This window comes from Acinetobacter legionensis (genome assembly GCF_048552295.1).
Taxonomy (GTDB): domain Bacteria; phylum Pseudomonadota; class Gammaproteobacteria; order Pseudomonadales; family Moraxellaceae; genus Acinetobacter.
In genome coordinates this window covers 85,235-111,911 of the sequence record NZ_JBIMCW010000001.1, presented here as the reverse complement: position 1 = coordinate 111,911, position 26,677 = coordinate 85,235, and the positions used below count along the sequence as shown (strand labels likewise).

Below are 26,677 nucleotides of genomic sequence, written 5' to 3'. Positions count from 1 at the left end.
AAAGAATATGTCATCAGGTCATGAAGTCGTAGATTTGTTTAAGGAACGGGTTTTTCCTTTATCAGATAAATTGACGGAGATGTTAAATGAACACTATTCACATCAAACTGAGCGCCGTGGTTGCGGTTATACGCAGGCTACACGAGTATTGGCTGAGTACATTAATTTTCCGCGTGATCAAGTTGAAGCAACTGATTTAAAAATATTTAAAGATTATGATTTTAAGAAGTTAAAAAAAATCATTGAGCAAAAAAATGCTTATGGTTTAGAGATCGATGATTGGCATAACTTAGATCAAAATAAATCGATTCAAAATTTTCTTACTGAAGCCAAAGATGATGAGTTTAAAGTCTTAGTTGAACAAGAAGTTGCAATTCAAGCAAACTTGAGACGCTTATCGCAACAAGCACAATTAGAAGAAAGTAATGTTATTTGCGCTATGTTGGAGGATGTGATTTTACCAAAAACAGCAGATGAAACAGGTTATGTTGAAATTCCGACGCTAGAGGGCAAGCCTAAAGTGGGCTCATGTCCCATGGCAGAAGCATTTTTCTTAAAGATTGCCCATCGCTCCATGTTAAGACAAGGCTCAATTAATATTTTTGTAGATGATCAAAATCGTCCGTTATTGATTGAAAAAATGAATATGGGAGATAATCATTCGTGTATAAATTTACAACCTTTATTGATGAATGGGATTCGTATTCCGATTGGTTCCTTATTTTCTGTCGATTATGATATCGAACAAATTGCAAACAAAGTCTCCAATCAAGAGTTTAAAGGTTATATTATTCCTTATAAAGAGATTCAAGGTTTTTGGTTCTTGCGATTAACCACTTTAGCCATTTCACCTGAGAATCGACAAAGGGCATTTACGACACATTTTGAACAACAAGTGAATAATGGACTGTTTAGTCCGGACACAACACTTATAAAACAACTCAATGATGTTGCAAAATCACAATTGAGAGCACTCATTCTCGGATAGTTTTATGTTAAATGTTTGTTTCTCTCCACGCTATTTTGCTCAAACACATACCAATAGCATGGAAAAACTTGTTGCAGTCGCAGAGCAACTACAGCAATTTAATCATTATAAATTTCATGAACCACAACAAATTGAACCAGAGATTTTAAAAGCCTTACATTCTCCTAAATATGTCGAGGCTTTTTTAACTGGGCAACCAGCAAAACTTGCAACTTTTGCTGGTTTTAAGCCTTGGAATGAACAATTAAGAGATGCGGTACTCTCCATCAATGCTGGGCAATTGTTGGCAACTGAACTGGCACTCCAACATGGAATTGCTGCCAATATTGCGCAAGGGTTTCATCATGCAAATTATGAATATGGTGGCTCATATTGTACTTTTAATGGTTTGGCACTAATTGCACAACATTATGCAAATAAGCGAATTTTTATTTTGGATTGCGATCAGCATGGTGGTGATGGAACGGCTGACTTTACTCGTAGATTGGATAATTTATATAATTTTAGTATTTACGGTTTGGCTTTTGGCTACCCCACGTATGAGCGAGCGGAAAGTCGTCACATTCATACCAAGCATGGAAGTTTTGCTCAATATACCATGGCATTGCATGAAGCATTTCAGCGAGCGAATGAGTGGAAAGCAGATATTATTATTTATCAAGCGGGGATGGATTGTCATCAAGCAGATCCTTATGGTTCAGCATGGTTTACGACAGAGTTAATTCAAAAAAGAGACGAAATGGTGTTTAACCTAGCCAAACGTGAAAATATTCCGATCATGTTTGTACTTGCAGGGGGCTATCAGAATTTAGACGATTTAGCAAAATTACATGCTGAAACTTTTCATATAGCACATCGTATTTATTATGGAAAAAATAAAGATTAGACTCTTTTAAAATTGGCTGGAATACCGTATTTATTGGCTGAATTTAGTAATGTGCAATCTGTATAAATTTATACAATGATAATTATTCTCATTTAAGGTAATTATCATGTTTATTCAAAATTTAGAAAACTTTCCAATCGTTCGTATTAGTTATCAAGCTGAAGATGCAGTTTCAGTTGATGAAACAATTGCAATTTATGAATCATTATTGAGTCGCAAAGAAACTTTTGTTTTTATCAGTGAAGGCGCTTTTCCTGAACAAAAAAATGATCATGAAGAACGCAAGCAAGTTGCAGCATGGGTAAAAGCAAAACGTGAAAGTTTAATCCAATATGTGAAAGCATTGATTCATATTGAACCTGATGAAAATATTCGACTAGAGGCGCAAAAATTTGCCAATAACTTTATTAAGTTTACAGGTTACCCGATGTTTATCGTAGACAATCAACAACAAGCACAGAAAGTTATCAACGCTGTTTTAAAGTGATAAATGTATAGGTAAACCATGCTTGATAATGTGGATGCTTTTTTTGTAGATCAAATAGACCAAGCAATTATTGTATTAAAAATACATCAGCAAGTTCCTGATTGGGAACTTGCGTCACATCAGCATATAAAAAGCCAATTAATGATGACCATCAATGGCTTAATTACTGTGGAAACACCATCTGGAATTTGGGTTGTTCCAGCGCAACATGCTTTATGGATTCCATCAAATGTGTCACATAAAGTCAGTAGTTATGGTATCTCCTCTGGCTATGTTGCATTTATTGATCCCCAACTTGATCATTTCTCAGAACTCACTTGCACTATGTTACAGGTGACAAATTTACTTAATGCGCTATTGGAAAGAGTTGAAAGCTTGTCTGAGAAGGTACTTTCAGAAAAAGGCTTACGTTTACATCAATGTTTGTTAGACGAAATTCAATCGGTTGTAAAGCCAACATTTTTTTTACCGATCCCGCAAGATCTACGTTTAGTGAAAATGACTGACAACTTATTGAGGAACCCTGAGCAAAATCAAAGCCTAGCTAAATGGGCAAAGTTATGCTGTATGAGTGAACGCAGCCTTACACGCACTTTTCATCAAACAACAGGGATGAGTATTAATCAATGGCGAAGAAAGTTACATGTTGTATTGGCATTACAGTGGTTAACTGAAGGGAATTCGGTGCATCAGGTTGCGATGAAATTAGGCTATGATAGTGATAGCTCATTTATTATGATGTTTAAGAAAATAATGCATCTTTCACCTCGAAATTATATGCAGCAAACATAACTTTTTTATTCTCAAATAGAAGACCTAATAGCATTAAAGATTTTGCACATGTCTCATGTTAGATTGAAAGCTTTAAATTGATTTGCGTAGATGTAGATGATGCCTCACTTTTCAGAGATAAAAATTAAAAATAATTTCTTTAGCAATAGATACACTATCCCTTATGAATTTTGAACTAGTCTCGCGCTTCACGTGCATGCTTTATGATGTATACCTTTCATGCTCAATTTTAATTCAGAATGTAGACCATGTATGGAAGGGTAATAAACTCTAATATCCTCATATAAAAATAGCCAGAATCATCTGGCTATTTTTCAAGATTTCAAGGAGTTTTAAACTTCTTCATTTACCAGGGGTGTTTCGACAGTAAAGTTTGGCGGTGTTAATACCGTTTTTCTTAATTCAGGGGAAAGCTCTGGATAATCAAGCGTATAATGCAGGCCTCGTGATTCCTTACGTTGCATGGCACAACGAACAATCATTTCTGACACCATGACTAAATTACGCAGCTCAATCAAGTTCTTACTGACATGATAGTCCTGATAATATTCTGTAATTTCTTTCTTCAGCATTTCAATACGATGCAATGCACGTTGTAAACGTTTTGTTGTTCTTACAATCCCGACATAATTCCACATGGTTTGACGCAGTTCATCCCAGTTTTGCAGAATGACAACATCTTCATCAGGATTGGTCGATAGTGAAGCATCCCATTCAGGTACAGTGGGTATGTCAAAGTGATGATTAAATTTTGCTTCAATGTCTTTAGCAGCACTCATACCATACACAAAGCATTCAAGTAGTGAATTGCTCGCCATACGGTTAGCTCCATGTAGACCCGTATAGGATGTTTCACCAATCGCATATAAACCAGCTAAATCAGTTTGGCTATTTTCATCGACAACCACACCACCACAAGTATAGTGCGCTGCTGGGACAACAGGGATCATATCCTTGGTGATATCAATACCAAGTTCCAATAAGCGTGCATATAAAGTAGGAAAGTGCTCTTTGACAAATTCAGCAGGTTTATGACTGATATCTAACCATACATGACGGATACCTAAGCGTTTGATTTCATAATCAATGGCGCGTGCAACAATATCTCTTGGAGCAAGCTCTGCACGTTCATCAAAGCGCAACATGAAGCGTTCACCATCGGGTAAACGTAAATATGCACCTTCACCACGCATTGCTTCCGTGATCAGAAATGAGCGTGCTTGAGGATGATATAAACAAGTGGGATGGAACTGATTAAACTCCATATTTGCCACACGGCAACCTGCACGATATGCCATGGCTATACCATCGCCTGTGGCAATATCAGGATTTGATGTGTATAAATAAGCTTTCATTGCACCACCACAAGCAAGGGCAGTAAAGGGCGCTAAAAAGGTATGAACTTTTTCATTGCTTTCATCAAGTGCATACAGACCAACCGAACGATTAGGTTGTTGTTTATGTCCTAATTTATGTGTGGTGATTAAATCAATCGCAATATAATTTTCAAAAATATGAATATTTTTCTTTTCTTGAGCCCTTTGAACCAGTGTTGTCGAAATGGCCTTACCTGTTGCATCTGCTGAATGAATAATACGACGTTGCGAATGTCCACCTTCACGGGTCAGATGTAATTGTTCATCCTGATCTAATGTAAACTGCACACCATGGTGGAGTAAGAAATCGACAGAAGGTCGCCCCCCCTCTACCGTATGTTTAACTGCTTCAAGCTCACATAACTGCGCGCCAGCAATCATAGTGTCATCAATATGCTGTTGAATGGAATCTGTTTCATCAAGTACAGCAGCAACACCACCTTGTGCAAAATACGTGCTTGCATCGGTTAAGGTCGATTTCGCTAAAACAGCAATATTAAAGTTTTCAGGCAAAGATAAGGCTAAACTTAAGCCAGCACCGCCGCTCCCTACAATAACCACGTCAAATTGATGAGTTGTGCTTAAATTAGACATGTCCATCAGCTAATTTGAAAAATGTTTGCTAATAACACTCTTTTTTTTAACAAATTACAATAGTCACATGTGTCAGATTTTAGTATAAATAAGATATTCTAAGGCTTTTAAGATAAAATTAAGTAAAGTCTTGTTTTATAAAAAAATGTAAACATATTTTTACGTATTTATATTAAATAATATGTTACAAATATTTTTAAGCAATCATCATCAGATACAGGTTCGTGAGAAATGAGTAATGGTCTAATGCAAAAAGGAATGTATGCAGCAGTATTTACTGTCGCTGCGGCAACATCACAAGTTCAAGCTTCAACGCCTGTGGATTTTTCTAACTTGGTTGAACAAGTCAGTCCAGCTGTTGTTAGTGTTAATGTTGTTAAAAAATTATCTCAGGAAGAGTTGTTACAACAGCAAGTCCCTGAAATTTTAAAGCGTTTCTTTGGTAATCAAATCATTATTCCACAACAACGTGCGCCACAAGAAAAGACCGCGTATGGTAGTGCATTCTTTATTAGTAAAGATGGTTATTTACTGACAAATCACCATGTGGTTGAAGATGCATCTAAAGTAACAATTATGCTGAACGATCGCCGTGAAATTGATGCAAAAGTGGTGGGTAGTGACGAACGTACTGATGTCGCTTTGCTTAAAGTTGAAGGAAATAATTTCCCATCATTATCTGTGGGTAATGTAGATCAACTTAAAGTAGGGCAACCTGTTCTTGCAATTGGATCACCATTTGGTTTTGATTATTCAGCATCAGCAGGGATAGTCAGTGCTAAGTCACGCAATATGATGGGTGAAACATCGGTACCATTTATCCAAACTGATGTCGCGTTAAATCCAGGAAACTCAGGTGGTCCATTATTTAACCAACAAGGTCAGGTTGTCGGTGTAAACTCACGTATCTTTAGTGGTACTGGCGGTTATATGGGCTTGTCATTTTCTATTCCAATTGATGTTGCAATGGATGTTGTTGATCAGTTGAAAAAGAATGGTAAGGTTACCCGTTCTTATCTTGGTGTAATGTTACAAGATATCGATCGAAACTTAGCTGAAGCCTATAAATTAGATAAACCAGAAGGTTCACTGATTACACAAGTTGCGCCAAATTCACCTGCAGAAAAAGCGGGCTTTAAATCAGGCGATGTGATCCTAAAATATAATGGATCACCAATTTCACGTACTTCAGAATTATTGAACTATTTGAATCGTACTCAGCCAAATCAATCTGTTAAGCTCGAAATTTTACGCGATGATAAACCGAGAGTGATTACAGCAACTTTAACCGTTGCACCTGATGATACACCTGCAAAAGTTGATAACACTAACACTTCAGCTAAGCCAAATAAAGGACCTATCATCGGTGTTGCGATTCGTGCGTTAACTGAACAAGAAAAGAATCGTTTAAATGTTAAAGGTGGCGTGTTTATTCAAGATGTGACCAGAGGCGGCTTAGCTGCACAGTCACGGATTTTACCTGGTGATGTAATCACACAAGTAAATAACAAGAAAGTAAATACACCAAATGATTTTGTTGATGCAGTGTCTGAGCTACAGAAAAATACGGTAGCACGTGTAGCGATTGTTCGTGAAGGACAACATGCTATGATTGGATTACGTATTCAATAAATACAACTGATCAGAATCAGCCACTCAAAGAGTGGCTTTTTTATGTCAAACTTATGCGGATGATTTAAAAGTGCAAAAGGAATGATGAGATGAGTTCAGTATTTGATTTAAAAATCAAAGTAAAACCAGAGCATATAGATCTCTTGGGTCATGTAAATAATGTGGTGTATGTACAATGGATGCAGGATGTTGCCTCTGCACATATCGAAACATTAGGTGTTGGCTTAGATCAATACTTAGAAATGAAACATGCAATGGTTGCAGTAGAACATCATGTTCATTATCGCAAAGCAGCGATGTTGGATGATGATATTATTCTGAGAACTTGGCTATATGAGATCAATGCACTTTATTCTTTTCGTCAATACGCTTTTTTTAATGCTAAAGATCTTAGCTTACTCTTTACTGGTAATACCAAATGGGCATGTATAGAAATCGCTTCAGGGCGTCCAAAACGGATGTCTCCAACTTTTATTCAAGCCTATCAACCAGTTGATCCTGAAGTAGATCCTTTTGATTTAAGCTCGATAGTTTAAACACAATAAAAAATTTAAAGTTTAGAGTTAATCAGTTGCTATTATATATTGAAGTAGAATTATAAAACTTAAATAAATCGGCATGCATAAATCTGCTTCGATATTTGCGTTCTAAACTGTTGGTAGAAATATTAAATAGCCATACTACAGAGTAAATATCTATTTACTTTTAATATTAAATTTCTTACTTTGTTCTGAATTAAAAACTTAAAGCGAATTAGATTAACTATTTTTACAACTCGGTGCAGTCAATAGTCAATTTAAAATAGTTGATCTCAATTTGTATAATTAGGTTCGTTAAAGTATTTAATAATAATTTTAAGAAAATCAATCCTAATCAACCAAATAATGTCACAATCGTTTCTAGAATTATGCTGATTAGCAAGGGATTGTTGATTGAATCTGATTTAAAAAGTATTGAGTATTGTTGTTTATCAAATCAATAATTCTAAAAACGTCTATAGATATGTAGGTTTTTTATATGCATATCTCAGGATAATTTATAATAATCAATAGTTTAATTTGAGTGGTTTTTTAATGTCTAAAGGAAAGCGGGATAAATTAAGTAAGCCAAGCTCAGACACTGTTTGTAGCCATCTCCCACGTATTTTATTTTGGAGTAACGGGAGACTCCTTCGTGAAATTCGAGCCAATTACATCATCACACTCATCATAGCGAGATTGGCAAGCCTGAATGCTTTCCATATTCTCTACAGTCCAGTCGTAGAGCGCGTTAAAAGGTAGTTTGAGTGACTTACCTAGTGGTGTCAAAGCATATTCTACACCTAGGGTTTTACCGTCTATGACAGTGCGTGTCAGCATACCATTGCGCTCTAACTTACGAAGTGTCTGTGTCAATACGCGCTGGGTAATACCATCGAGGCGACGCTTAATGGCATTGAAGCGACGTGGTTCATGTAAGACAATCAAGACCAGCATTGACCATTTGTCTGCGATTTGATCGAGAATAGCGCGGCTAGGACAGTCGGCACGGTAGACTGGATCTAGGTCAAGGTTCATTGGTATGCTCCAACATACTTAGGATGCTTAAGGTGCGTAATTGACACCTAGTATACATAAGATACCATGACTATATACAGCTAAATCAGGGTACATTATGAATATTTCCACTTATTCTACACTTCACATTGAGCATGATGGTGGTGTGGCTACTGTTACAATCAATAATCCGCCAGTCAATGTGTTGGATGTTGCTGTGATGAGCGATATCCAAAGTTTTCTCACTCAGGTGCGTGATGATCCACAAACTCGCGTAATCGTTTTCCAAAGTGCTGATCCAGAGTTTTTTATAGCTCATGTAGACATGACACTGATTGATGAGCCGCATGCTTTCGATGAGATAGCCAAGAATGCTCCTGATGGCTTGAACCCATTTCAGGCTTTGGGAGAGATGATTCGGGCACAACCGCAAGTGACAATTGTCAAACTCGAAGGTCTGGCGCGGGGTGGTGGTGCTGAATTCGTGGCGGCAGTGGATATGACATTCGCCGCCATTGGTCGTGCAGGACTCGCTCAATGTGAGGCATTGATGGGTATTATTCCCGGTGGCGGTGCCACTCAATATCTTTCACAGCGAATGACGCGGGGACGTGCGTTAGAAGTAATACTTGGAGCGGATCTCATTGATGCGCTGCTGGCAGAAAAATATGGGTGGGTGAACCGTGCACTTGCTGCAAACGAGTTGGGTGCATTTGTTCGCCGTCTAGCCAACAATATTGCTGCTTTGCCAGAAGGTGTTATTTCCGCTGCAAAGAAAGTCGTTAAACCAGCGGATTTGAGAGAGGGTTTGTTGCGAGAGCATCAGGAATGGGCAGGTCTATTTGCGCTTCCTGCTGCTGAAAAACGAATACGTGGCGGTTTGCAGGGAGGTGCTCAAACAAAAACTGGCGAACATGATTTGGAGCAACTACTTCGCGAACTATCTTAATTAGGAGGTATTATCTTCATCTGCAACGTGTCATCTTATTGGTGGCTTTGGGATGAATCTAAATGGGGAAAATAATTTTAGTTGTTTTGTAATGATGGTTTTTACTATTTAATTAATAGTATCTGAATTTATCAAAGCCTCACTATATTTTTGACCCTGTTCTGCTTATACTGTGCAGCAATTAAGATATTTCATTTTTTGCACGTCATAAGTACTTTTGATATTGAGTACATGATCGTGTACATATTTTTAGAGTAGTGTATGGCAGTAGCTAAGAAATCCGTTAATATCAACAATATACGTAATTTTTCCATTATCGCTCATATCGACCACGGTAAATCGACACTTGCAGACCGTTTCATTCAAATGTGTGGTGGATTGCAAGACCGTGAAATGCAGGCTCAAGTCCTTGACTCTATGGAGCTTGAGCGTGAACGTGGGATTACCATTAAAGCGGCTTCTGTAACCTTGTATTATACCCATCCAAATGGGCAAGAGTATCAATTAAACTTTATCGATACACCTGGGCATGTGGATTTCTCTTATGAAGTATCGCGCTCACTTGCGGCTTGTGAAGGTGCGTTGTTGGTTGTCGATGCTGCACAAGGGGTTGAGGCACAATCTGTTGCAAACTGCTATACCGCAATTGAGCAGGGTCTAGAAGTATTACCCGTCCTGAATAAAATCGATTTACCACAAGCAGAACCTGAACGTGTTATTCATGAAATCGAAGAAATTATCGGTATTGAAGCAACACATGCACCAACATGTTCAGCAAAAACAGGTCTAGGTGTAGAGTCTGTTTTAGAGACATTGGTTGACATTATTCCCGCACCGCAAGGTGACCGTGATGCACCTTTACAAGCCTTAATTATTGACTCTTGGTTTGATAACTATTTAGGTGTTGTATCACTTGTTCGTATCAAGCAAGGTCGTGTGCGTAAAGGTGATAAAATGTTGATGAAATCAACAGGTCAATCGCACATTATCACTTCAGTTGGTATTTTTAATCCAAAACATACCGATACCGGTATTTTAGAAGCGGGTGAAGTTGGCTTCATCATCGCTGGGATCAAAGATATTTTTGGTGCGCCTGTTGGTGATACGATTACTTTGGCAACGACTCCGGATGTTGCGACTTTACCGGGTTTCAAAAAGGTAAAACCACAGGTTTATGCGGGTTTATTCCCAATTGATGCTAGTGATTTTGAACCATTCCGTGAAGCACTACATAAGTTACAGATTAACGATTCTGCGTTGTTCTTTGAACCCGAAAGCTCCGATGCTTTAGGTTTTGGCTTCCGTTGTGGCTTCTTGGGAATGCTACACATGGAAATTGTACAAGAACGTCTAGAGCGTGAGTATGATTTAGACTTAATTAGCTCTGCGCCAACCGTAATTTATGAAGCATTGATGAAAAATGGCGAAACGATTTATATCGATAGCCCATCTAAAATGCCTGATGGTTCAACGGTTGAAGATTTACGCGAGCCGATTGCTGAATGTCATATCTTAGTGCCTCAAGAATACTTGGGTAATGTCATGACTTTATGTATCGAGCGCCGTGGTGTGCAAAAAGATATGAAATTCTTGGGTAATCAAGTATCTATTACCTTTGAAATTCCAATGGCAGAAGTGGTTATGGATTTCTTTGATAAATTGAAATCTTGCTCACGTGGTTTTGCTTCACTGGATTACAATTTCGTGCGTTTTGAGAGTTCATCTCTAGTTAAGGTTGATGTGTTAATTAATGGTGATAAGGTTGATGCTTTGGCAATGATTTGTCATCGTAATGATGCGCGTCACCGTGGTATCGCTTTAGTTGAAAAAATGAAAGATTTGATTCCGCGTCAAATGTTTGATGTAGCGATTCAAGCTGCAATTGGTGCACAAATCATTGCACGTTCAACAGTTAAAGCGATGCGTAAAAACGTATTGGCTAAATGTTATGGTGGTGACGTTTCTCGTAAGAAGAAACTGTTATCGAAACAAAAAGAAGGTAAGAAACGCATGAAGCAAGTGGGTAGTGTTGAAATCCCACAAGAAGCGTTCCTTGCTGTGTTAAAAGTAGAAAGATAAAAACTAGAGGTCTTATTGCTCATGGATTTTGATTTTAATTTAATTCTCGTTCCTGCAACGCTTATATTTTTTGGGCTATGGTTACTGGATAAGTTTGTACTGAAACAACGTGCAACCAAAGGTAAGGGGAATGAAAATGTCATTATTTCATGGGCATATGATTTCTGGCCTGTTCTAGCAGTGGTTTTGGTATTGCGTTCATTCTTATTTGAACCGTTTAATATTCCTTCTGATTCTATGGTACCCACTTTAGAGACGGGTGATTATATTTTGGTGAACAAATTCCAGTATGGCGTACGTTTACCGATTACCAATACCAAGATTATTGGTATTGGTGAGCCACAACGTGGTGATGTTGCTGTTTTCCGTTATCCAGAAAACCCTAAAATTAGCTACATCAAGCGTATTATTGGTTTACCAGGTGACCATCTTGAATTCAATAATGGTCAACTCACAATCAATGGCAAAAATGTTGAGCAAGTACCTACTGAGTTTAGTCGTGAAAAAGATATTTTAGATACGCCTAAGTCAATCTACTATTATGAAACGATGGGTACACATAAGCATTTAGTCCGTCTGTTGGAAGGCCAAAACACGTTGGTTTCAGCATTTAATTATGCACAGAAGAAACAAGACCTACCATATGTAGCAACAGCAAATGATCGCTTTGTAAAATCCAATGGTCAAAGCTGGGAAGTCACTGTTCCAAAAGGTCAATATTTTGCCATGGGTGATAACCGTGACCAAAGTGCAGACAGTCGTTTTTGGGGCTTTGTACCTGAAGAAAATTTAACGGGTCATGCAATATATGTATGGATGCATAAGGAACCTGGTTTTAAAATTCCTTCATTTAGTCGCAATGGTGCTATTAACTAATCGACTACAATTTACAAAATCAAATAAAGGTCAATTTATGTTGACCTTTATTTTTATCTGTTAAAGCTATCAAGTTGCCTTGATTTATAAGAAAAATGAAATAGAACAAATGATTTAAACTAGCAACTTGATGCAGTTTCAAGGATAATAGCGCGGAAAAGTTTTTTATCACACCAGGGGTTGCAGTGGATAAAAAATTTATAACAATTGAAAATGATTAGTTGAATTGCATCACAGTATTTGACTCAATTATATGATTATTTTCAATTGCGATTAAAGATTATTCATTCTTACCTGTTGGATAAAAAAATGCGTAAAAATCAACAAGGCGCTTCATATATTGGAATTTTATTGGGGATAATTGCCTTAGCTTTTATGTTGAAAATCATAGTTGCTGTATGGCCCTTATACTGGGATGATCGTGTGATTAACAATCAAATTGTAGAGCAAATAAATAAAAGCTCTACTGATATCACGCCAATGAAATTTGCAACAGAAGTTGATAAACGGTTAGAAATGAACAATATCCGAGATACTAAATTTGAGGATATTGCGACTGTATCAACTAAAGATGGTTTACAAGTGACTAAAAAATATGAAGTACGGAAAAATTTCATGCTGAATATAGATTTAGTCCTCACTTTCGAGAAGAGTTTTGATCAAAGGTCAGTTGAAAGTAAGTGATCCTCGCTTACAGAGTAGAATCGGTTACCAGTTTAAACAATACGAGTTATTACAACTCGCACTGACTCATCGCTCGGTGAGTCATAAATATAACTATGAGCGCCTAGAGTTTTTAGGTGATGCATTGTTGGGTATGATCATCGCAAATTACTTATATCATGCATATCCTCATGAAAATGAAGGACGTTTGACGCGTATGCGTGCAACTTTGGTACGCCAAGAAGCACTGGGTAAAATTGCAAATGATTTAAAGTTAAGTCAAAGTTTAATTTTAAGTACAGGTGAATTGAAATCAGGCGGTCATCATCGTGAGTCAATATTAGCGGATACTGTTGAAGCAATTATTGGCGCGATTTATACCGAAACACGAGATTTGCCTTTATTGGAATCGATTGTTTTAAAATGGTATGAACCCTATTTAGACCATATCGAACCGACAGATCAACTCAAAGATCCAAAATCACGTTTACAAGAATATCTACAAGCTCGTAAAAAGCATCTCCCAGTTTATGAGGTCGTAGATATTCAGGGTGATGCACCTAACCAGCATTTTAAAGTAGAATGTACAGTAGATGGCTTGCCTAAAATGATGGGTGAGGGATCAAGTCGCCGTTTTGCAGAACAAGCAGTCGCGGCGGATTTTTTAAAGATATTGGAGCAGTAAACTGCATGAGTACACATTCCGATCACAATGATGCTGATCACGAGCCGTCTGAAAACGGTAATGAGTTAATTAATCAATTTTTTAGCTCGCAAGGTACAGAAATCCCTTCGGATTATCGAAGTGGATTTGTTGCAATTGTAGGACGTCCAAATGTGGGTAAATCGACATTGATGAACCATTTATTGGGTCAAAAGTTGTCAATTACTTCACGTAAGCCACAAACGACACGCCATAAAATCATTGGTATTGATAGTCGTGAAAAGTCTCAGGCTGTATTTGTTGATACACCAGGGATGCACAAGAAAGAAGTGCGTGCGATTAATAAAATGATGAACAAAGCTGCACATTCTGCCTTACGCGATGTCAATTTGGTTCTATTTGTTTTAGATGCCCAGAAATGGACGCCAAATGATGACTTAGTTTTAGAGAAACTACAAAATGCAGAAATGCCAGTCGTTTTGATTATCAACAAAATCGATACTTTAGAAAATAAGCGTATGATTTTACCGTTGATTCAAGAACGTGCGAAGTTGATGAATTTTGCTGAAATTGTTCCTGTTTCTGCCTTACGTGGTGCAAACTTAGATCATTTGCGTGAAGCGATTGAAAAGTATCTGCCATTTCAGCCACCATTGTATTCTTTAGAACAGTTAACTGACCGTTCAGAACGTTTTCTTGCCAGTGAAATCATTCGTGAGAAAATTATGCGTCAGTTGGGCGAAGAACTTCCGTATGATTTAACGGTTCAAATTGAATCATTTAAAACAGAAGAAGCAACAGTGAATGAAAAAACTGGTCGTCCTAAAGCAGCATGTACTTATATTGATGCCACAATTTTTGTTGATCGCCCTGGCCAAAAAGCCATCGTGATCGGTGAAAAAGGTGCTAAGCTGAAGAAAATTGGTATGGATGCTCGTGTTGACATGGAAAAAATGTTTGAGCAAAAAATCATGCTAACACTTTGGGTGAAAGTTAAAGGCGGTTGGTCTGATGACGAACGTGCTTTAAAAAGTTTAGGCTACAGCGATATTTAATTGACTTTTTGGGAACTGAAATGATTCGAGTTATAGCAATTCTTGCTTGCATAGTCATGTTACAAGGCTGTATCACTAAAATTGTGACAGTTCCCGTCAAAGTTGCGTATAAAACCACAAAAGGCGTGGTTAAAGGTACAGCTGCGGTTGTAGGCGCTGTTATCCCTGACGGGGATGATGACGATGATAAGAAAAAAGAAAAGGATGATTAAGTTCAAGCTAGATGCGTAATGAAATCTTGCATGGTTATTTAATCCATCATCGAAAATACAGAGAACGTAGTCATATTGTGCACTTATTTACACAAGAGCATGGTCGTGTCGACGGTATTCTTAGACAAACCCCACCACCCCAATATCAACCGATTACTTTACAAGCGTCGGGAAAATCCGAGCTTAAAAACTTTTCAAAACTCGAAATACTCAATCAACCGATTTTCTTTTATGGGGATGCTTTCTTTTCAGGCTTTTATTTAAATGAACTGCTACTTCGTTTATGTCCGCTTGAAGAAATGATGTCTGAAACATTTCAGCAATACCATTTAACCTTACAGCATTTACAAAAATTGGCTGAACATCCACAAGCAGATTTATTTCTCCGACAAATTTTACGCCAGTTTGAACATGCACTGTTAGAAGAGTTGGGTTATCCACTGGATTATGAGCATGATTCAAATCAACAAGAGATTATGCTGACCCAACGTTATCAATTTCAATTGGCGGAAGGCTTTACACCAGTGTCATATACTTCATCTGGGACGTTGCTGGGGCAACAAATTCTAAGTATGGCAAATTATGAAAAGGGTAGGGATTTTAGCCCAGAACAGTTACAATTATTGGCTAAACTCTATCGACAAATGATTACTTCACTTTTAGGTGATCGACCATTAAAAAGTCGTCAGCTTTGGGTTCAAAACGCTCAATCTAAAACCTTGAGCCGTTAATTTTATTTTATTGGTTAATTAGGAGAATGTTATGGCTGCATTGCTAGGTGTAAACATTGACCATGTTGCGACACTCAGACAAGCACGTGGAACAACTTATCCTGATCCTGTGAAAGCTGCATTAATTTGTGAACAAGCAGGGGCGGAAGGGATCACTTTACACTTACGTGAAGATCGTCGTCATATTCAAGATGATGATGTGCGCCGTATGCGACCTGTATTGACCACAAGAATGAACTTGGAAATCGCTGTAACAGATGAAATGGTTGCATTTGCAAAAGAGATTCAACCACATCATGTTTGTTTTGTGCCAGAGAAACGTCAAGAAATCACGACAGAAGGTGGTTTAGATGTGCTTGGACATTTTGAAGATGTGAAAGCCGCGACTCAGGCATTAACTGCGATTGGTTGTGATGTATCTTTATTTATTGATGCTGATCTTGCGCAAATTGATGCTGCTATTGCTTGTGGTGCACCAACCATCGAATTGCATACAGGTGCTTATGCAGACGCTAAAAATGCTGAAGCTCAACAGATTGAACTAGAAAGAATTATTAAAGGTACAGAGTACGCAGCATCTAAAGGTTTGGTCGTCAATGCTGGTCATGGTTTGAATTTGGACAATGTGGCTGCAATTGCTGCAATTCCACAGATTCATGAACTCAATATTGGACATTCGATTATCGCCGAAAGTGTTTTCGTCGGTTTGGAACAAGCAGTGAAGGACATGAAGGCCGCACTTCATGCAGCTGGTTAATTTAATTTTTGATTTACGTTGTTGAATATTGATCATGTCGAATATGAATTATGATGAACTCATGCAACCTGTGATTGCTTTTTTAGGCTGTGAAACGCCAAAGGCATGGTTGGATGAGGCATTGAACAATCTCCCATTGCTCATGCAAGATCATGCGAATTGTGAAAAGAAAGCGGCGGGAACAGCAATGAACTTGATGTTCCGTTACAGTTTTTTTACCGATTTGCAGATCAAATTAGCACAACTTGTTCGTGAAGAAATGTTGCATTATGAACAAGTGTTAGAGTTTATGAGCAAGCGTGGTCAAGAATGGAAAGGTCTGAGTGCAGGTCGCTACGCAGGTGGTTTGCGTAAGGAAATTCGTACTTATGAACCAGAAGCTTTGATTGATATTCTGGTGATTGGGGCGTTTGTTGAAGCACGTTCTTGTGAACGATTTTATGCTTTAGCACCATTGGTGGATGACGAGCTGGGTCGATATTACCGTTACTTGTTGAAATCTGAATCTCGTCACTATGAGGACTATTTAGCTTTGGCTTTAGATGTTGCTAAAACTGCCAAATTAAAAGATCCAGAAGAGGATATTGAGCAACGTATCGAATTGATTCGTGAAGTAGAGAAGGATTTGATTTTAACGCCTGATAAGACCTTCCGTTTTCATAGTGGTGTGCCAGCTTAACTATTATCTGATTAAAAGCTGAATTAAAAAATAGACCAAAGCATTGCTTTGGTCTATTTCGTTGTACTCTTTAATAAAATCAGATGAAATTGTTGCTTTAGGCAGTTTCGATACCTGTCCAGCCTGCATTTGGATAACGTTCATCCTGTATCTGATCAGGTGCAAAAAGTTGATCAAGTTGTAGAATTTGTTCATTCGTGAGGCTAAGCTGATTGGCTTTAAGGTTGTTCTGTAAATAATTTAAATGAACATACGAATTGAGAGAACTTATATTCTTGTGCATGGGTTTTTTGACAGGTTGGCTATATGTTGTTTTTAGAAATGAAAGTAGCACATAAAACTTGTCTATTTGTTACACCCGGTGTCGAGTTCTGAAATAAAAAAAGCCCACTTATGAAAGTGGGCTTTTAGAATTTGGCTCTCCAACCTGGGCTCGAACCAGGGACCTGCGGATTAACAGTCCGTCGCTCTACCGACTGAGCTATTGGAGAATCTGAATGCGATTATAAGGATATATCTTTATGGGTCAAGCCTTTCCTGTCATCTTTTCTTCATTTGTACACTGTATGGTTTTTATTTGAGCAATCTATCGATAAATTAAAAAAATTGATTCTTACAGTTGCAATAGTGAAACGGTCTTGTTAGATTAAAACCATAAAGAGTGTTTAAGTTTGACTTAAACAGTGTGGATTTAAAACCAACTTGCCAGCACTAAATGGCTAAATAGGAGACAGCGAATGAATACGCTTACTATTTCTCAAATTTTTGAAAACTTCTTATTTTATCAAGAAAACTACCTTTCAATCTTGCAAGATTCTGAACAATATTTTATCCAAGTTGAACAAGCCTATTTAGATGTTTGGCCATTTACTGAAAAAAAACTGTATTTGAGCGATCTGTTGCAACTATGGTTTAGTGAAAAATGGCTGATTAATACACCATGTCGATTATTAAATTCATCCAGTCAGGTTTCATCAAGTTCAGACACGCAAGCTACTCAAAAACCAGTTCAACGTACACAAGATTTTTATCTGTTCCAATTGAGTGGAAGTACCTTATCAGGTTCTAATCACGCACAAATTTGGTCAGTTTCAGAACAAAAAGTGCTTTATGTTTCTTTGGATCGCATCTTTAAATATTACTGCTATTTTGAATCGATTGAACGCCCAAAAAACCATCCTCAAAACCCGTTTAAATTGTATCAGCAAGCGATTTAATCAAACCATTGAGAACGCTTTTAAGTGTGACTTTAAATCTGCTTAAAAGCTTCAATTGCTCGAATACGACTTTGCTTTAAATCCACAATTGGCTTTGGATAGTTGAGCTCTATATTGGGATTTTTTGCATAAGGTTCATGAATGGTTTTTGCGTCTAAATGTGCAAGTTCTGGAACCCATTTTCGAATGTAATCACCTTGTGCGTCAAATTTCTGCGATTGGCTGATAGGGTTAAAAATACGGAAATAAGGTACGGAATCTGTTCCTGTGGATGCACACCATTGCCATCCTCCGTTATTGGCAGCCAAATCCCCATCAATAAGGTGTTGCATAAACCATTGCTCACCTAAACGCCAATCAATCAATAGGTTCTTGGTGAGAAACATGGCGACAACCATGCGGATCCGATTATGCATCCAGCCTGTGTAAAGTAACTGGCGCATACCTGCATCGACGATAGGAATCCCTGTCTGACCAGTTTGCCAAGCGCTTAAATCATTTGGAGCATTGCGCCATTGTAGCTGCTGTGTTGGCATTTTAAAGGGCAAGTGCTTTGACACACGAGGGAAATCAAACAGGATATGCTGATAAAACTCACGCCAAAGCAGCTCATCGAGCCATGTTTGTTGACCAATATGATCAATAAAAAAATGTCCAAATTGTGCTCGAAAGAGGGCATTGAAACACTGTCGAATTGAAAGGATGCCTATATTTAAATAGGCTGAAAGCTGGCTGGTAGCTTCAATTTGGGGGAAATCACGCTCGAGTTGATAATGACGGACTTTGTTTTCAATAAATTCATCCAAGACATTCAAAGCATATTGTTCGCCAATTTGCCACTGCTTGTTGATCTGATTCGGATCGAATTTAAAACCAAGCTCGGCCAAAGTTGGCAGGCTATTGTTATTCAACTTGCTTACATCTATTGCATCATTTAAGGCTTGAGTCTCAGGAATAGGGAAGCATTGCGGGATTGAAATACTCAGTTGTTCATAGCAATATTTTTTAAATGGGCCAAAAACTTGATAGGGTTGATTGGATTTATTTCGAATTGAACCCACAGGGAACAGCGTGCGATCATGATATAAAATCAAATCACGCTTACTTTGATTCAGTTGTGTTTGAACTTGAAAATCTCGATTTAACTCATTGACACCGCACTCGATATTGGCATGTACATTTTCAATTTCCAGTTTTTGGCACAGTTGATTGATCTCGGTTGGAATGTTTTCCCATAAGGGGATGTTGCAAATAATTAGCGGAATTTGAATGGAAGCAAGTTCTTGCTGGATGGCTTTAATTTGACGTAAATAGAAATCAAGCTTAATTGGTGCATCGTCATGCATCTGCCATTGTTCAGGTGAAAGAATCACAAGTGCAATCACAGGGCCACTTTGTGCCGCATGCCATAGGGCAGTATGATCTTGTATACGCAAGTCTTGACGGAACCAAAGAAGTTGTTTTTGCATAGGATTTATCAGAATAGACTCAATTGCACTAGATTTTAATCAATTTAAACGGATACATATAAAAAAGGCAAAGTAAAAACTTTGCCTTTTCGATCAGATCAATCAGATCTTAGTGGTGATGACCACCTGCACCGTGTACATGACCGTGCTCTAATTCTTCTGGAGATGCATCACGAACTTCTGCAATTTCAACTTCAAAAGTAAGATCTTGGCCAGCTAATGGGAAGTTAGCATCAACGATGATGTTGTCGCCTTCGATTGCTTTAACAGTAACGATTTGAACACCATCATCAGTTTGAGCTTGGAACTGCATACCAGCTTCAATGTTCTCAACACCTTGGAACATTTGAGCAGGAACTTCTTGAACGAGGTCAGGGTTGTATTCGCCATAACCTTCAGCAGCTGGAATAGTGACTGTAAATTTGTCACCTACAGTTTTACCTTCTAAAGCTTTTTCTAAACCCGGAATGATGTTACCTGCGCCATGTAAATATGCAAGTGGTTCACCTTGTGATTTATCGAGAGTTTCACCCTCAGCGTTAGTCAGCGTATAGTGGAAAGAAACCACGTTGTTATTTGCAATAGCAGTCATGTTATTGATCCATTGGGTAATCGATAATTTTAAGGCTACATCATAAAGTGAAAAGCAATTTTTGTAGACTAAAATTACTAAAAAATTGCATTTTCATCTGTATTTTGACCATTTTTTCATAAATATGGGCAAAAATTTAAATTTCAATGCAATTTTATTTTTGGCGCGATTTTTCGTGTAACAAAATCTTTAGCCGTTAACAAGCCTGCATGAGCATAGCCATATATCGTCGCTTGATGAATACGATATAAAGACACATACATCGATTTTGCCACGAAGCCCTGAACATTGACCTGACCAAGTAGCTCACCGACCGCTTTATTTTCACTAAGTGATACCAGTGAGCCTTTGTCTGCGAATTGGAACATTGGCTGTGGTCGCCCTTTGATACGTGCATTCATTGCATCTACAAGAAACGAAGCTTGTTGACTTGCGACTTGTGCACGTGGACCAAGTGGTGCTTCTCTTGCATCTAAGATACAGTGGGCGCAATCACCAAAGGCAAAAATGTTTGGATCAGCCTGAGTCTGTAAGGTTGCGTATACGTTTAAACGCCCCATACGATCTTTTTCAAAGCCTGCTAAATTGGCAATTACTTTAGGGGTTTTTATCCCTGCTGCCCAAACTTTTAATTGTGCTTCTACAGATGTGCCATCACTAAAATAGACTTTTTCAGCATCTACTTTTTCAACACGTTTGCCCGTTAATACATCTATTTTCATTCGTTGTAATTGCTGTGTGGCATGCTCTGCCATTTTTTCAGAAAGTGCAGGTAAAATACGATCAGCGCCTTCAACCAAAGTAATTTTGACATTGTTTGGGTTAATTTTATTTAAACCATATTTATAAAAGTTCTGTTTGGCTTGAACCAACTCAGCTGAAAGTTCAACACCTGTTGCGCCTGCACCAATCACGGCAATGTGTAATTCACGATCAATATTTTTATTTTGAGCATCTAAATACAAGTGCAGTAAGTCCTGCTGGAAGACTTCCGCTTGTTGGCGACTGTCGAGATAATGGCAAAATTCTTTAACCCCGGGCGTATTAAAGTCATTGGAGACTGAGCCGACGGCCAGAATTAAGGTATCATAATGCAGTGTGATTTTCTCTTGATTAGATTCATATTTACTGGTTTGGGTTTTGCTAAGCTCGATGGTTTTGTTATCACGATCTAAATGTTCAAAACGGCCCAAGACAAATTCATAGTGATGCTTGGCTGCATGCGCATAGTAATTGGTTTCTTCATCACTTGGGTTCATGGTGCCAGCTGCAATTTCATGCAGCAATGGTTTCCAGATATGGGTGAGTTTTTGGTCAACAAGGGTGATTTTGGCTTTTTTACTCTTTCCAAGCGTATCACCGAGTTGTGTCACCAGTTCTAAACCACCAGCGCCACCACCAACAATCACGATATGATGTAGATTTGACATAGAAAACCTAAATTGTTGTTATGAAAATAGAATGGCATAAATATGCCATTCTATTTAATTGTTTAGGTTTTTTTTGTATTACAGGTTACATAATTATAATAAATCTAAGTAAATTGGTTGGTTTTAATTAAATTCCAAAAATTGACTTGATCCATTCCATTAAACGTTCAAACCAAGAGGCTTGTTCGATATGCACTTCATCTTCAATATCAAAACTTTGAATCAGTTGATTGTTTTGGTAAACATTCACTTTTGCCAAATGCATGATCTTTTCTAAAGGTGCGGTAAGTGATGTCTCATTCAGTTCAACATTCAAATGGGTTTGAGTTGTTGTAAGCGGTTCAACTGTTGCCAATAGACCATTTGCTTCAGTTTTCATAATACGGCTATTTACAACATCAAAAGTCGCTAAATCAATTGGTGTCGCATCGTTATATAAAGATGTGGTAATGAGTTGAGGTTTTTTTGCTTCAACCTTAAACATTTTCAAGGTGGATTTAACCACAGGGAGCTCAGCAATCAGCTGTTTGTCTTTAATTGCGACTTCATCACGGGTATAGGCATAGCCCAAGTTTAACAGTTTATGTGCAATTTCCGCGCGTTTAACTGCACTTTTTGCACCCATCACCACCACAATTAAACGACGATCAGGAGACTCTGTAATGGCAGAAGGACGATGCGCTGTCAGTGCTAAGTTATAGCCGGCTGCTTTGGTAAAACCTGTTTTTAAACCATCTACACTTGGATCAGACTTTAAAACAAGGTTGGTGGCATGATGAAAATGTTGGTTATAACTAAAACTTGGCATCACTGAATAATGCATATATTCAGGGGTTTGTGATGTCACTGCTTGACCTAAGATTGCCATATCATGCGCTGACGAAAAATGATCAGGCATGGTAATACCGGGAGGGTTGGCAAAATGAGTATCCTTCATTCCCAATGCTTGTGCTTCTTGATTCATACGAGCAACAAATGCAGGTACGCTACCTGAGATACGTTCTGCCAGTGTTACTGCTGCATCATTGGCAGACATCACAATCAATCCAGCAAGAAGTTGGTCGATTGAGATTTGCTCACCTTGCTTTAGGTACATTTGGGATTCATCCCATTGCACGATCTGAACCACAGGGGTTGCAGTAATAATCTCTTCTTTTTTGATATGACCCGCTTTGAGTTCTTTCAACGCAATATAAGCGACCATCATTTTGGTCATGGATGCTGGCGCACGCTGTACATGACTATTATATTCAGCAATGGTTTGACCTGATTGCGTATCTAATATTGTCCAAGCTTCAGCTTCAACAGATTGCGGATTAATATTAAGTAAAGCGGCATTAACAAACGTGGAGCAAACCAAGCCCGTTATTGCGATAAAAGAAGCAAGAATTTTCAACAGATTTACCTTTAAGCCAATCCTATGGCGAGAGTGCATAAACTTTGCGAATGCTATGCCTTTTTTGCACTCTTCGCTAGTCAGAATCGTAGACAATTGCGACTAAAATCGCCTGACTTTGTAAAAAAATGCTAATCTAATTGGTAATTTCTCACTGTCTATTTTCGAATATATATTTATGTTGCATTATCAGATTGAATTTGACGATTACCGTCAGCACCTCATCCATGTCACATTGCGCTTTCTGGCGAACCCTACCCAAGTTTTGTCACTTCCTACATGGATTCCTGGTAGCTATTTGATCCGTGAATTTTCTAAACATATCGAATCTGTGAAAGCTTATGATGAAGCAGGTCGTCAGCTGCAAATTAATAAGTTTGAAAAAAATAAATGGCGTTTATATAACACAGACCATGAACTGATTACTGTTGAATATGATGTTTACGCCTATGATCTTTCGGTACGTGGCGCGTATGTCGATCAAACCCGTTTATATGTCAATCCTGCTTGTGTCTGTCTAGGGTTACAAGACCAAGAAGATTCAGCAATCGAAGTTGAAGTATTTTTACCTGAAGAATTAAAGCATTTTCAAATTGCCACAGGTTTAGAGTCAAGAAGTTTGGTGAAAGGGCGCTACACCTTAAAAGCCAACAATTATGCACAATTGATTGATGCGCCATTTGAATTGGCAGAACAAACTCGTTTTAGTTTTGAAGCGAATGGGATTCCACATGAATTTGTGATTTCTGGTCAGCATACAATCAATGCAGAGCGTATGAAGCAAGATCTTGAAAAAATCTGTAGTACAGAAATTTCAATGTTTGGTTCAGCACCTTTTGAAAACTATACTTTTATGACCATGGCAACCGGCAATAGTTATGGTGGTTTAGAGCATCCGAATAGTACCAGTCTGATTTCGCCACGTGATGATCTTCCTAAAGCAAATGAACCTGTAGAGCCCTCAGCGGATTATCAACGCTTCCTTGGGTTGTGTAGCCATGAATATTTTCACTCGTGGTTGGTTAAATTTATCCGTCCTGAAAATTTTGCAAATTATGACTTGGATCAGGAAGGCTATACCTCACTGCTATGGATTTTTGAAGGTTTCACCTCTTATTATGATGATTTGATTCTGTATCGCAGTGGTGTGATTTCTCAAGCATCTTATTTAAAGTTGCTAAAAGGGCAAATTGATCGTTATCTACAGAATCCAGGACGTTTTATTCAATCTGTTTCAGAGTCTAGTTTTGATGCTTGGATTAAATTTTATCGTCAGGATGAAAACTCAAATAATGCTGGAACCAGTTATTACAATAAGGGGTGTTTGGTGGCACTCAGTTTAGATTTAGGTCTACGTTTACGTGGTTCTAGTCTGGATGCATTAATGCGCCGTTTGTATGAAAATACCCAAAAGGGTATGCAAGTCAATGAGCGTACGATTGTTGAATTGTGTAATGAACTGACGGGTGATAATTGGATCGAACAGATTAATCATTTGATTAATACCACAGATGAATTACCACTGGATCAATTGTTCCCTGAATTTGGTTTGAGCTATGGCTTGCAAAATGAAAAAGCACTTCCATTTGGTTTGAAAGTTGCTGAAAAAGCTGAGGGTGTCATCATTCAGCAAGCGCGTCGTGATGGTGTTGGCGCAAAAGCGGGTTTATCTGCCAATGATGTGATCATTGCGATTGATGGTTTAAAAGCGTCTGAAAAACTTTTAAGCCAATATGCAAAACATCAAGGTCAATTTACACTTTATGCATTCCGCCGTGATGAGTTTTTACAATTTGAGTTGCAAGGTGGTGAAGTTGCTTTGACTACGGTTGAGTTGACTGTATTAGATCAAGCTAAGGCTGATAAATGGTTAAAGGCTTAATTAAGTTGTGTACCAAGAAAAACCGATGTTAAAAAAACATCGGTTTTTTTACGCCTAAAATTTAACTTGATATGATCAATCAATTACCACGATATGTTGAATATCCATAGGGGCTAATCAGCAGTGGAATATGATAATGTTCAAGGCTTCCATCAATCACAAATACCACAGGAACTTCTGGAAAAAAAGCACGTTGGTTGTTCTGTTTAAACCACTCGCCTGTTTGAAAAGTAACCTTATATACACCCTTATCTAATGCTTTATTTTCAGGATACAATGATAAAATTCGCCCATTACTGTCTGTGCTTCCTTCATTAATTTTTACCCATTTATCTTTTTGTTGCGCTTCAAGAATGACTTTAACATTGCTTGAAGGTAAGCCATTTTCAAGATTTAATACATGTACGCTTAATGGGTTTTGGGCAAAACAAATCCCAGAAAATAGGGTTGCCGAAACAGCTAAAATTAATTTTTTCATCATGTTTTTTACTAAGACTAAAATCTCTATGTTAAGGTCAAGTTGAAGCATTGCTGTTAAAAAAATGTAAAATTATATTAATCATCAATATCCCAAATATATTTTGTGTAGGGTTCGGTTTTGGCGACATCTGTTGTGCGAGCAGACAGTACAGGAAAAATGTAGTTTCTATATACACCTTACGGCTTGTTTCCAAAAACACTTGCTTCCTGAGATCCCTTTTCCCTCATAAGTTACAAGGCTTATATGATCAATGGTATCAAAAGCATAGATGTTATTAGAGAGAGTAGCCACAATTCTTGTTTAGTTACTTAGCCAATAGATAGGAAAAGCAAGAGCTCAGGAATTGATTGCTCAGTTCAAAACAGAGGTTCAGAATGAGTTAGAACATCTGTATTTTCTGTAAAATTATAAATCGACCGACAATTGGTTTCGTACTAAATTACTCTCTGAGGATCTGACTAGAAAGGGCTTAATGTTGAATTCAGCAGGCTATGTTAAGTAACTTAAGCAGTAAGTAAAATAACGACACCTCCCAAATTTTAAGTGGCTTTTTGATTTTGAAATCAGTCAAATTCGCTAAGTCGATAAATCAGCAATGATTTATTTCAACCGAAATCTGCAACAACAGTAAAATGAGGCAAATAAGCTAAAGTATCATCCATTTTTATATTTATGATTCCCAGTTAAAAGAAATCAACATATTTGTCATTAAACTTTCTGACTGTATATTTTAAAATCATCCAACAATAAGTTTATTCTAAATTCATAATACAAAAGGATAATGTCAATGAAAAAGCGTTTCTTAAGGCTCATCACAATCGCATGTGGTTTAGGCGTAGCTCCACTTGGATTTGCTGCAAATTGTTCAAGTACAATCAGCAATAATGCTGTGGTAAACTTAACTGTTCCAGCAGGTGCAACATGTACGTTAAATAGTACATCCGTTGAAGGGAACGTGAATGTACTCAATGGTGGAAGTTTGATTTTAAACAACTCTTCAGTGAGTGGAAATGTGCAAGCCAATACAGCCAAAGTATTAAAGTTGGTTAATTCTTCTGTTGAGGGAAATGTGCTTGCAGGTCAGGTTTCATCAACATTGAGCTTAAATAAATCAATGATTACAGGAAATTTACAATGTTCCACACTGACGAAACTACAAAGCAGTATGAGTAGTGTTGAAGGTAAAACTACAGGGAAGTGTCGTTAAAAATCAAAAATATCTGTAAAAAAGCACTCAATATAGAGTGCTTTTTGG

The 26,677-nt window shown here is 37.8% G+C and carries 27 protein-coding genes and 1 tRNA gene; 19 read left to right on the top strand and 9 right to left on the bottom strand.

The window, feature by feature from the left end; translation table 11 throughout:
* Positions 1–7: 7 nt before the first annotated feature.
* From ACG916_RS00475 to ACG916_RS00460, 4 genes are all read left to right on the top strand, one after another.
* Complete coding sequence (locus ACG916_RS00475; RefSeq protein ID WP_419327171.1) at positions 8–988, top strand: hypothetical protein; 981 nt, start codon at positions 8–10, stop codon at positions 986–988.
* A 4-nt stretch (positions 989–992) separates the two neighbouring features.
* On the top strand, positions 993–1,874 hold the full coding sequence (locus tag ACG916_RS00470; RefSeq protein ID WP_419327172.1) for an arginase family protein: 882 nt from the start codon (positions 993–995) through the stop codon (positions 1,872–1,874).
* 106 nt (positions 1,875–1,980) lie between these two features.
* Positions 1,981–2,361 carry a hypothetical protein gene (locus ACG916_RS00465; RefSeq protein ID WP_419327173.1) on the top strand — a complete coding sequence of 127 codons (381 nt, stop codon included), beginning with the start codon at positions 1,981–1,983 and terminating at the stop codon, positions 2,359–2,361.
* Positions 2,362–2,379: 18 nt separating this feature from the next.
* The gene (locus tag ACG916_RS00460; RefSeq protein ID WP_336951744.1) at positions 2,380–3,153 is read left to right on the top strand and encodes an AraC family transcriptional regulator; all 774 of its coding nucleotides are present in this window, start codon (positions 2,380–2,382) and stop codon (positions 3,151–3,153) included.
* A gap of 332 nt (positions 3,154–3,485) precedes the next feature.
* On the opposite strand, the gene nadB is transcribed toward ACG916_RS00460, so the two are convergent.
* Positions 3,486–5,129 carry an L-aspartate oxidase gene (gene nadB / locus ACG916_RS00455; RefSeq protein ID WP_419327174.1) on the bottom strand — a complete coding sequence of 548 codons (1,644 nt, stop codon included), beginning with the start codon at positions 5,127–5,129 and terminating at the stop codon, positions 3,486–3,488.
* Between the two features lie 225 nt (positions 5,130–5,354).
* Between nadB and ACG916_RS00450 the strand changes: the two genes are divergently transcribed.
* On the top strand, positions 5,355–6,755 hold the full coding sequence (locus ACG916_RS00450; RefSeq protein WP_336951742.1) for a Do family serine endopeptidase: 1,401 nt from the start codon (positions 5,355–5,357) through the stop codon (positions 6,753–6,755).
* 89 nt (positions 6,756–6,844) lie between these two features.
* Positions 6,845–7,291 carry an acyl-CoA thioesterase gene (locus ACG916_RS00445; protein WP_419327175.1) on the top strand — a complete coding sequence of 149 codons (447 nt, stop codon included), beginning with the start codon at positions 6,845–6,847 and terminating at the stop codon, positions 7,289–7,291.
* A 609-nt stretch (positions 7,292–7,900) separates the two neighbouring features.
* On the opposite strand, the gene ACG916_RS00440 is transcribed toward ACG916_RS00445, so the two are convergent.
* On the bottom strand, positions 7,901–8,311 hold the full coding sequence (locus ACG916_RS00440) for a winged helix-turn-helix transcriptional regulator (RefSeq protein ID WP_419327176.1): 411 nt from the start codon (positions 8,309–8,311) through the stop codon (positions 7,901–7,903).
* 97 nt (positions 8,312–8,408) lie between these two features.
* Here ACG916_RS00440 and ACG916_RS00435 point away from each other — a divergent pair, with 97 nt between their 5' ends.
* The 10 genes from ACG916_RS00435 (at position 8,409) to ACG916_RS00390 (ending at position 16,955) form a co-directional block, all read left to right on the top strand.
* Complete coding sequence (locus ACG916_RS00435; protein ID WP_336951739.1) at positions 8,409–9,239, top strand: enoyl-CoA hydratase/isomerase family protein; 831 nt, start codon at positions 8,409–8,411, stop codon at positions 9,237–9,239.
* Positions 9,240–9,500: 261 nt separating this feature from the next.
* Positions 9,501–11,318: a translation elongation factor 4 gene (lepA, locus tag ACG916_RS00430; protein ID WP_004717093.1), complete on the top strand. Its 1,818-nt coding sequence runs from the start codon at positions 9,501–9,503 to the stop codon at positions 11,316–11,318.
* A gap of 21 nt (positions 11,319–11,339) precedes the next feature.
* Positions 11,340–12,194 carry a signal peptidase I gene (gene lepB / locus ACG916_RS00425; RefSeq protein ID WP_419327177.1) on the top strand — a complete coding sequence of 285 codons (855 nt, stop codon included), beginning with the start codon at positions 11,340–11,342 and terminating at the stop codon, positions 12,192–12,194.
* Between the two features lie 309 nt (positions 12,195–12,503).
* Positions 12,504–12,878: a DUF4845 domain-containing protein gene (locus ACG916_RS00420; RefSeq protein ID WP_336951736.1), complete on the top strand. Its 375-nt coding sequence runs from the start codon at positions 12,504–12,506 to the stop codon at positions 12,876–12,878.
* Positions 12,850–13,542, top strand: coding sequence for a ribonuclease III (gene rnc, locus ACG916_RS00415; protein WP_004717088.1), 693 nt, complete (start codon positions 12,850–12,852; stop codon positions 13,540–13,542). The genes ACG916_RS00420 and rnc overlap by 29 nt, the downstream gene beginning before the upstream one ends.
* Before the next feature lie 5 nt (positions 13,543–13,547).
* On the top strand, positions 13,548–14,576 hold the full coding sequence (era, locus tag ACG916_RS00410) for a GTPase Era (protein WP_004823128.1): 1,029 nt from the start codon (positions 13,548–13,550) through the stop codon (positions 14,574–14,576).
* 20 nt (positions 14,577–14,596) lie between these two features.
* Positions 14,597–14,788 (top strand): NF038104 family lipoprotein, encoded by a 192-nt coding sequence (locus ACG916_RS00405; protein WP_336951733.1) that lies wholly within the window; start codon positions 14,597–14,599, stop codon positions 14,786–14,788.
* 11 nt (positions 14,789–14,799) lie between these two features.
* Positions 14,800–15,519, top strand: coding sequence for a DNA repair protein RecO (gene recO / locus ACG916_RS00400; protein ID WP_336951731.1), 720 nt, complete (start codon positions 14,800–14,802; stop codon positions 15,517–15,519).
* 31 nt (positions 15,520–15,550) lie between these two features.
* On the top strand, positions 15,551–16,276 hold the full coding sequence (gene pdxJ, locus ACG916_RS00395; RefSeq protein WP_336951730.1) for a pyridoxine 5'-phosphate synthase: 726 nt from the start codon (positions 15,551–15,553) through the stop codon (positions 16,274–16,276).
* Between the two features lie 34 nt (positions 16,277–16,310).
* Positions 16,311–16,955 carry a MiaE family protein gene (locus ACG916_RS00390; RefSeq protein ID WP_336951728.1) on the top strand — a complete coding sequence of 215 codons (645 nt, stop codon included), beginning with the start codon at positions 16,311–16,313 and terminating at the stop codon, positions 16,953–16,955.
* 97 nt (positions 16,956–17,052) lie between these two features.
* Here the strand turns inward: ACG916_RS00390 and ACG916_RS00385 are convergent, their stop codons facing one another.
* Together ACG916_RS00385 and ACG916_RS00380 are read right to left on the bottom strand one after the other, a co-directional pair.
* The gene (locus ACG916_RS00385) at positions 17,053–17,238 is read right to left on the bottom strand and encodes a hypothetical protein (protein ID WP_419327178.1); all 186 of its coding nucleotides are present in this window, start codon (positions 17,236–17,238) and stop codon (positions 17,053–17,055) included.
* 132 nt (positions 17,239–17,370) lie between these two features.
* A tRNA-Asn gene (locus ACG916_RS00380) sits at positions 17,371–17,446 on the bottom strand.
* Positions 17,447–17,692: 246 nt separating this feature from the next.
* On the opposite strand from ACG916_RS00380, the gene ACG916_RS00375 reads away from it, so the two are divergent.
* Positions 17,693–18,172 (top strand): hypothetical protein, encoded by a 480-nt coding sequence (locus ACG916_RS00375; RefSeq protein ID WP_419330097.1) that lies wholly within the window; start codon positions 17,693–17,695, stop codon positions 18,170–18,172.
* 32 nt (positions 18,173–18,204) lie between these two features.
* Here the strand turns inward: ACG916_RS00375 and ACG916_RS00370 are convergent, their stop codons facing one another.
* The 4 genes from ACG916_RS00370 to ACG916_RS00355 form a co-directional block, all read right to left on the bottom strand.
* Entirely contained in the window at positions 18,205–19,641 is a 1,437-nt protein-coding gene (locus ACG916_RS00370) for a cryptochrome/photolyase family protein (protein WP_419327180.1), read from the bottom strand.
* Positions 19,642–19,750: 109 nt separating this feature from the next.
* A complete protein-coding gene (locus ACG916_RS00365; RefSeq protein ID WP_004717066.1) occupies positions 19,751–20,233 on the bottom strand; it encodes an FKBP-type peptidyl-prolyl cis-trans isomerase in 483 nt (160 codons plus the stop codon).
* 143 nt (positions 20,234–20,376) lie between these two features.
* A complete protein-coding gene (locus tag ACG916_RS00360; RefSeq protein WP_336951721.1) occupies positions 20,377–21,663 on the bottom strand; it encodes an NAD(P)/FAD-dependent oxidoreductase in 1,287 nt (428 codons plus the stop codon).
* A gap of 127 nt (positions 21,664–21,790) precedes the next feature.
* Complete coding sequence (locus ACG916_RS00355) at positions 21,791–23,059, bottom strand: D-alanyl-D-alanine carboxypeptidase PBP6B (RefSeq protein ID WP_419327181.1); 1,269 nt, start codon at positions 23,057–23,059, stop codon at positions 21,791–21,793.
* A 178-nt stretch (positions 23,060–23,237) separates the two neighbouring features.
* Here ACG916_RS00355 and ACG916_RS00350 point away from each other — a divergent pair, with 178 nt between their 5' ends.
* Positions 23,238–24,941, top strand: a complete 1,704-nt coding sequence (locus ACG916_RS00350; RefSeq protein ID WP_419327182.1) for a M61 family metallopeptidase — start codon at positions 23,238–23,240, stop codon at positions 24,939–24,941.
* A gap of 79 nt (positions 24,942–25,020) precedes the next feature.
* On the opposite strand, the gene uraH is transcribed toward ACG916_RS00350, so the two are convergent.
* Positions 25,021–25,422, bottom strand: a complete 402-nt coding sequence (gene uraH, locus ACG916_RS00345; protein WP_419327183.1) for a hydroxyisourate hydrolase — start codon at positions 25,420–25,422, stop codon at positions 25,021–25,023.
* Between the two features lie 787 nt (positions 25,423–26,209).
* Between uraH and ACG916_RS00340 the strand changes: the two genes are divergently transcribed.
* A complete protein-coding gene (locus ACG916_RS00340; RefSeq protein WP_336951715.1) occupies positions 26,210–26,629 on the top strand; it encodes a hypothetical protein in 420 nt (139 codons plus the stop codon).
* Positions 26,630–26,677 lie beyond the last annotated feature (48 nt).

Coding starts and splice junctions, on each gene's coding strand:
- ACG916_RS00460 (WP_336951744.1), top strand. CDS start 2,380: ATGCTTGATAATGTGGATGCTTTTTTTGTAGATCAAATAGACCAAGCA.
- era (WP_004823128.1), top strand. CDS start 13,548: ATGAGTACACATTCCGATCACAATGATGCTGATCACGAGCCGTCTGAA.
- uraH (WP_419327183.1), bottom strand. CDS start 25,422: ATGATGAAAAAATTAATTTTAGCTGTTTCGGCAACCCTATTTTCTGGG.
- nadB (WP_419327174.1), bottom strand. CDS start 5,129: ATGGACATGTCTAATTTAAGCACAACTCATCAATTTGACGTGGTTATT.
- ACG916_RS00365 (WP_004717066.1), bottom strand. CDS start 20,233: ATGACTGCTATTGCAAATAACAACGTGGTTTCTTTCCACTATACGCTG.
- ACG916_RS00445 (WP_419327175.1), top strand. CDS start 6,845: ATGAGTTCAGTATTTGATTTAAAAATCAAAGTAAAACCAGAGCATATA.
- ACG916_RS00370 (WP_419327180.1), bottom strand. CDS start 19,641: ATGCAAAAACAACTTCTTTGGTTCCGTCAAGACTTGCGTATACAAGAT.
- ACG916_RS00435 (WP_336951739.1), top strand. CDS start 8,409: ATGAATATTTCCACTTATTCTACACTTCACATTGAGCATGATGGTGGT.
- ACG916_RS00385 (WP_419327178.1), bottom strand. CDS start 17,238: ATGCACAAGAATATAAGTTCTCTCAATTCGTATGTTCATTTAAATTAT.
- ACG916_RS00360 (WP_336951721.1), bottom strand. CDS start 21,663: ATGTCAAATCTACATCATATCGTGATTGTTGGTGGTGGCGCTGGTGGT.
- lepB (WP_419327177.1), top strand. CDS start 11,340: ATGGATTTTGATTTTAATTTAATTCTCGTTCCTGCAACGCTTATATTT.
- pdxJ (WP_336951730.1), top strand. CDS start 15,551: ATGGCTGCATTGCTAGGTGTAAACATTGACCATGTTGCGACACTCAGA.
- ACG916_RS00340 (WP_336951715.1), top strand. CDS start 26,210: ATGAAAAAGCGTTTCTTAAGGCTCATCACAATCGCATGTGGTTTAGGC.
- ACG916_RS00465 (WP_419327173.1), top strand. CDS start 1,981: ATGTTTATTCAAAATTTAGAAAACTTTCCAATCGTTCGTATTAGTTAT.
- ACG916_RS00420 (WP_336951736.1), top strand. CDS start 12,504: ATGCGTAAAAATCAACAAGGCGCTTCATATATTGGAATTTTATTGGGG.
- ACG916_RS00450 (WP_336951742.1), top strand. CDS start 5,355: ATGAGTAATGGTCTAATGCAAAAAGGAATGTATGCAGCAGTATTTACT.
- lepA (WP_004717093.1), top strand. CDS start 9,501: ATGGCAGTAGCTAAGAAATCCGTTAATATCAACAATATACGTAATTTT.
- ACG916_RS00350 (WP_419327182.1), top strand. CDS start 23,238: ATGTTGCATTATCAGATTGAATTTGACGATTACCGTCAGCACCTCATC.
- ACG916_RS00375 (WP_419330097.1), top strand. CDS start 17,693: ATGAATACGCTTACTATTTCTCAAATTTTTGAAAACTTCTTATTTTAT.
- ACG916_RS00470 (WP_419327172.1), top strand. CDS start 993: ATGTTAAATGTTTGTTTCTCTCCACGCTATTTTGCTCAAACACATACC.
- ACG916_RS00405 (WP_336951733.1), top strand. CDS start 14,597: ATGATTCGAGTTATAGCAATTCTTGCTTGCATAGTCATGTTACAAGGC.
- recO (WP_336951731.1), top strand. CDS start 14,800: ATGCGTAATGAAATCTTGCATGGTTATTTAATCCATCATCGAAAATAC.
- ACG916_RS00475 (WP_419327171.1), top strand. CDS start 8: ATGTCATCAGGTCATGAAGTCGTAGATTTGTTTAAGGAACGGGTTTTT.
- ACG916_RS00440 (WP_419327176.1), bottom strand. CDS start 8,311: ATGAACCTTGACCTAGATCCAGTCTACCGTGCCGACTGTCCTAGCCGC.
- ACG916_RS00390 (WP_336951728.1), top strand. CDS start 16,311: ATGTCGAATATGAATTATGATGAACTCATGCAACCTGTGATTGCTTTT.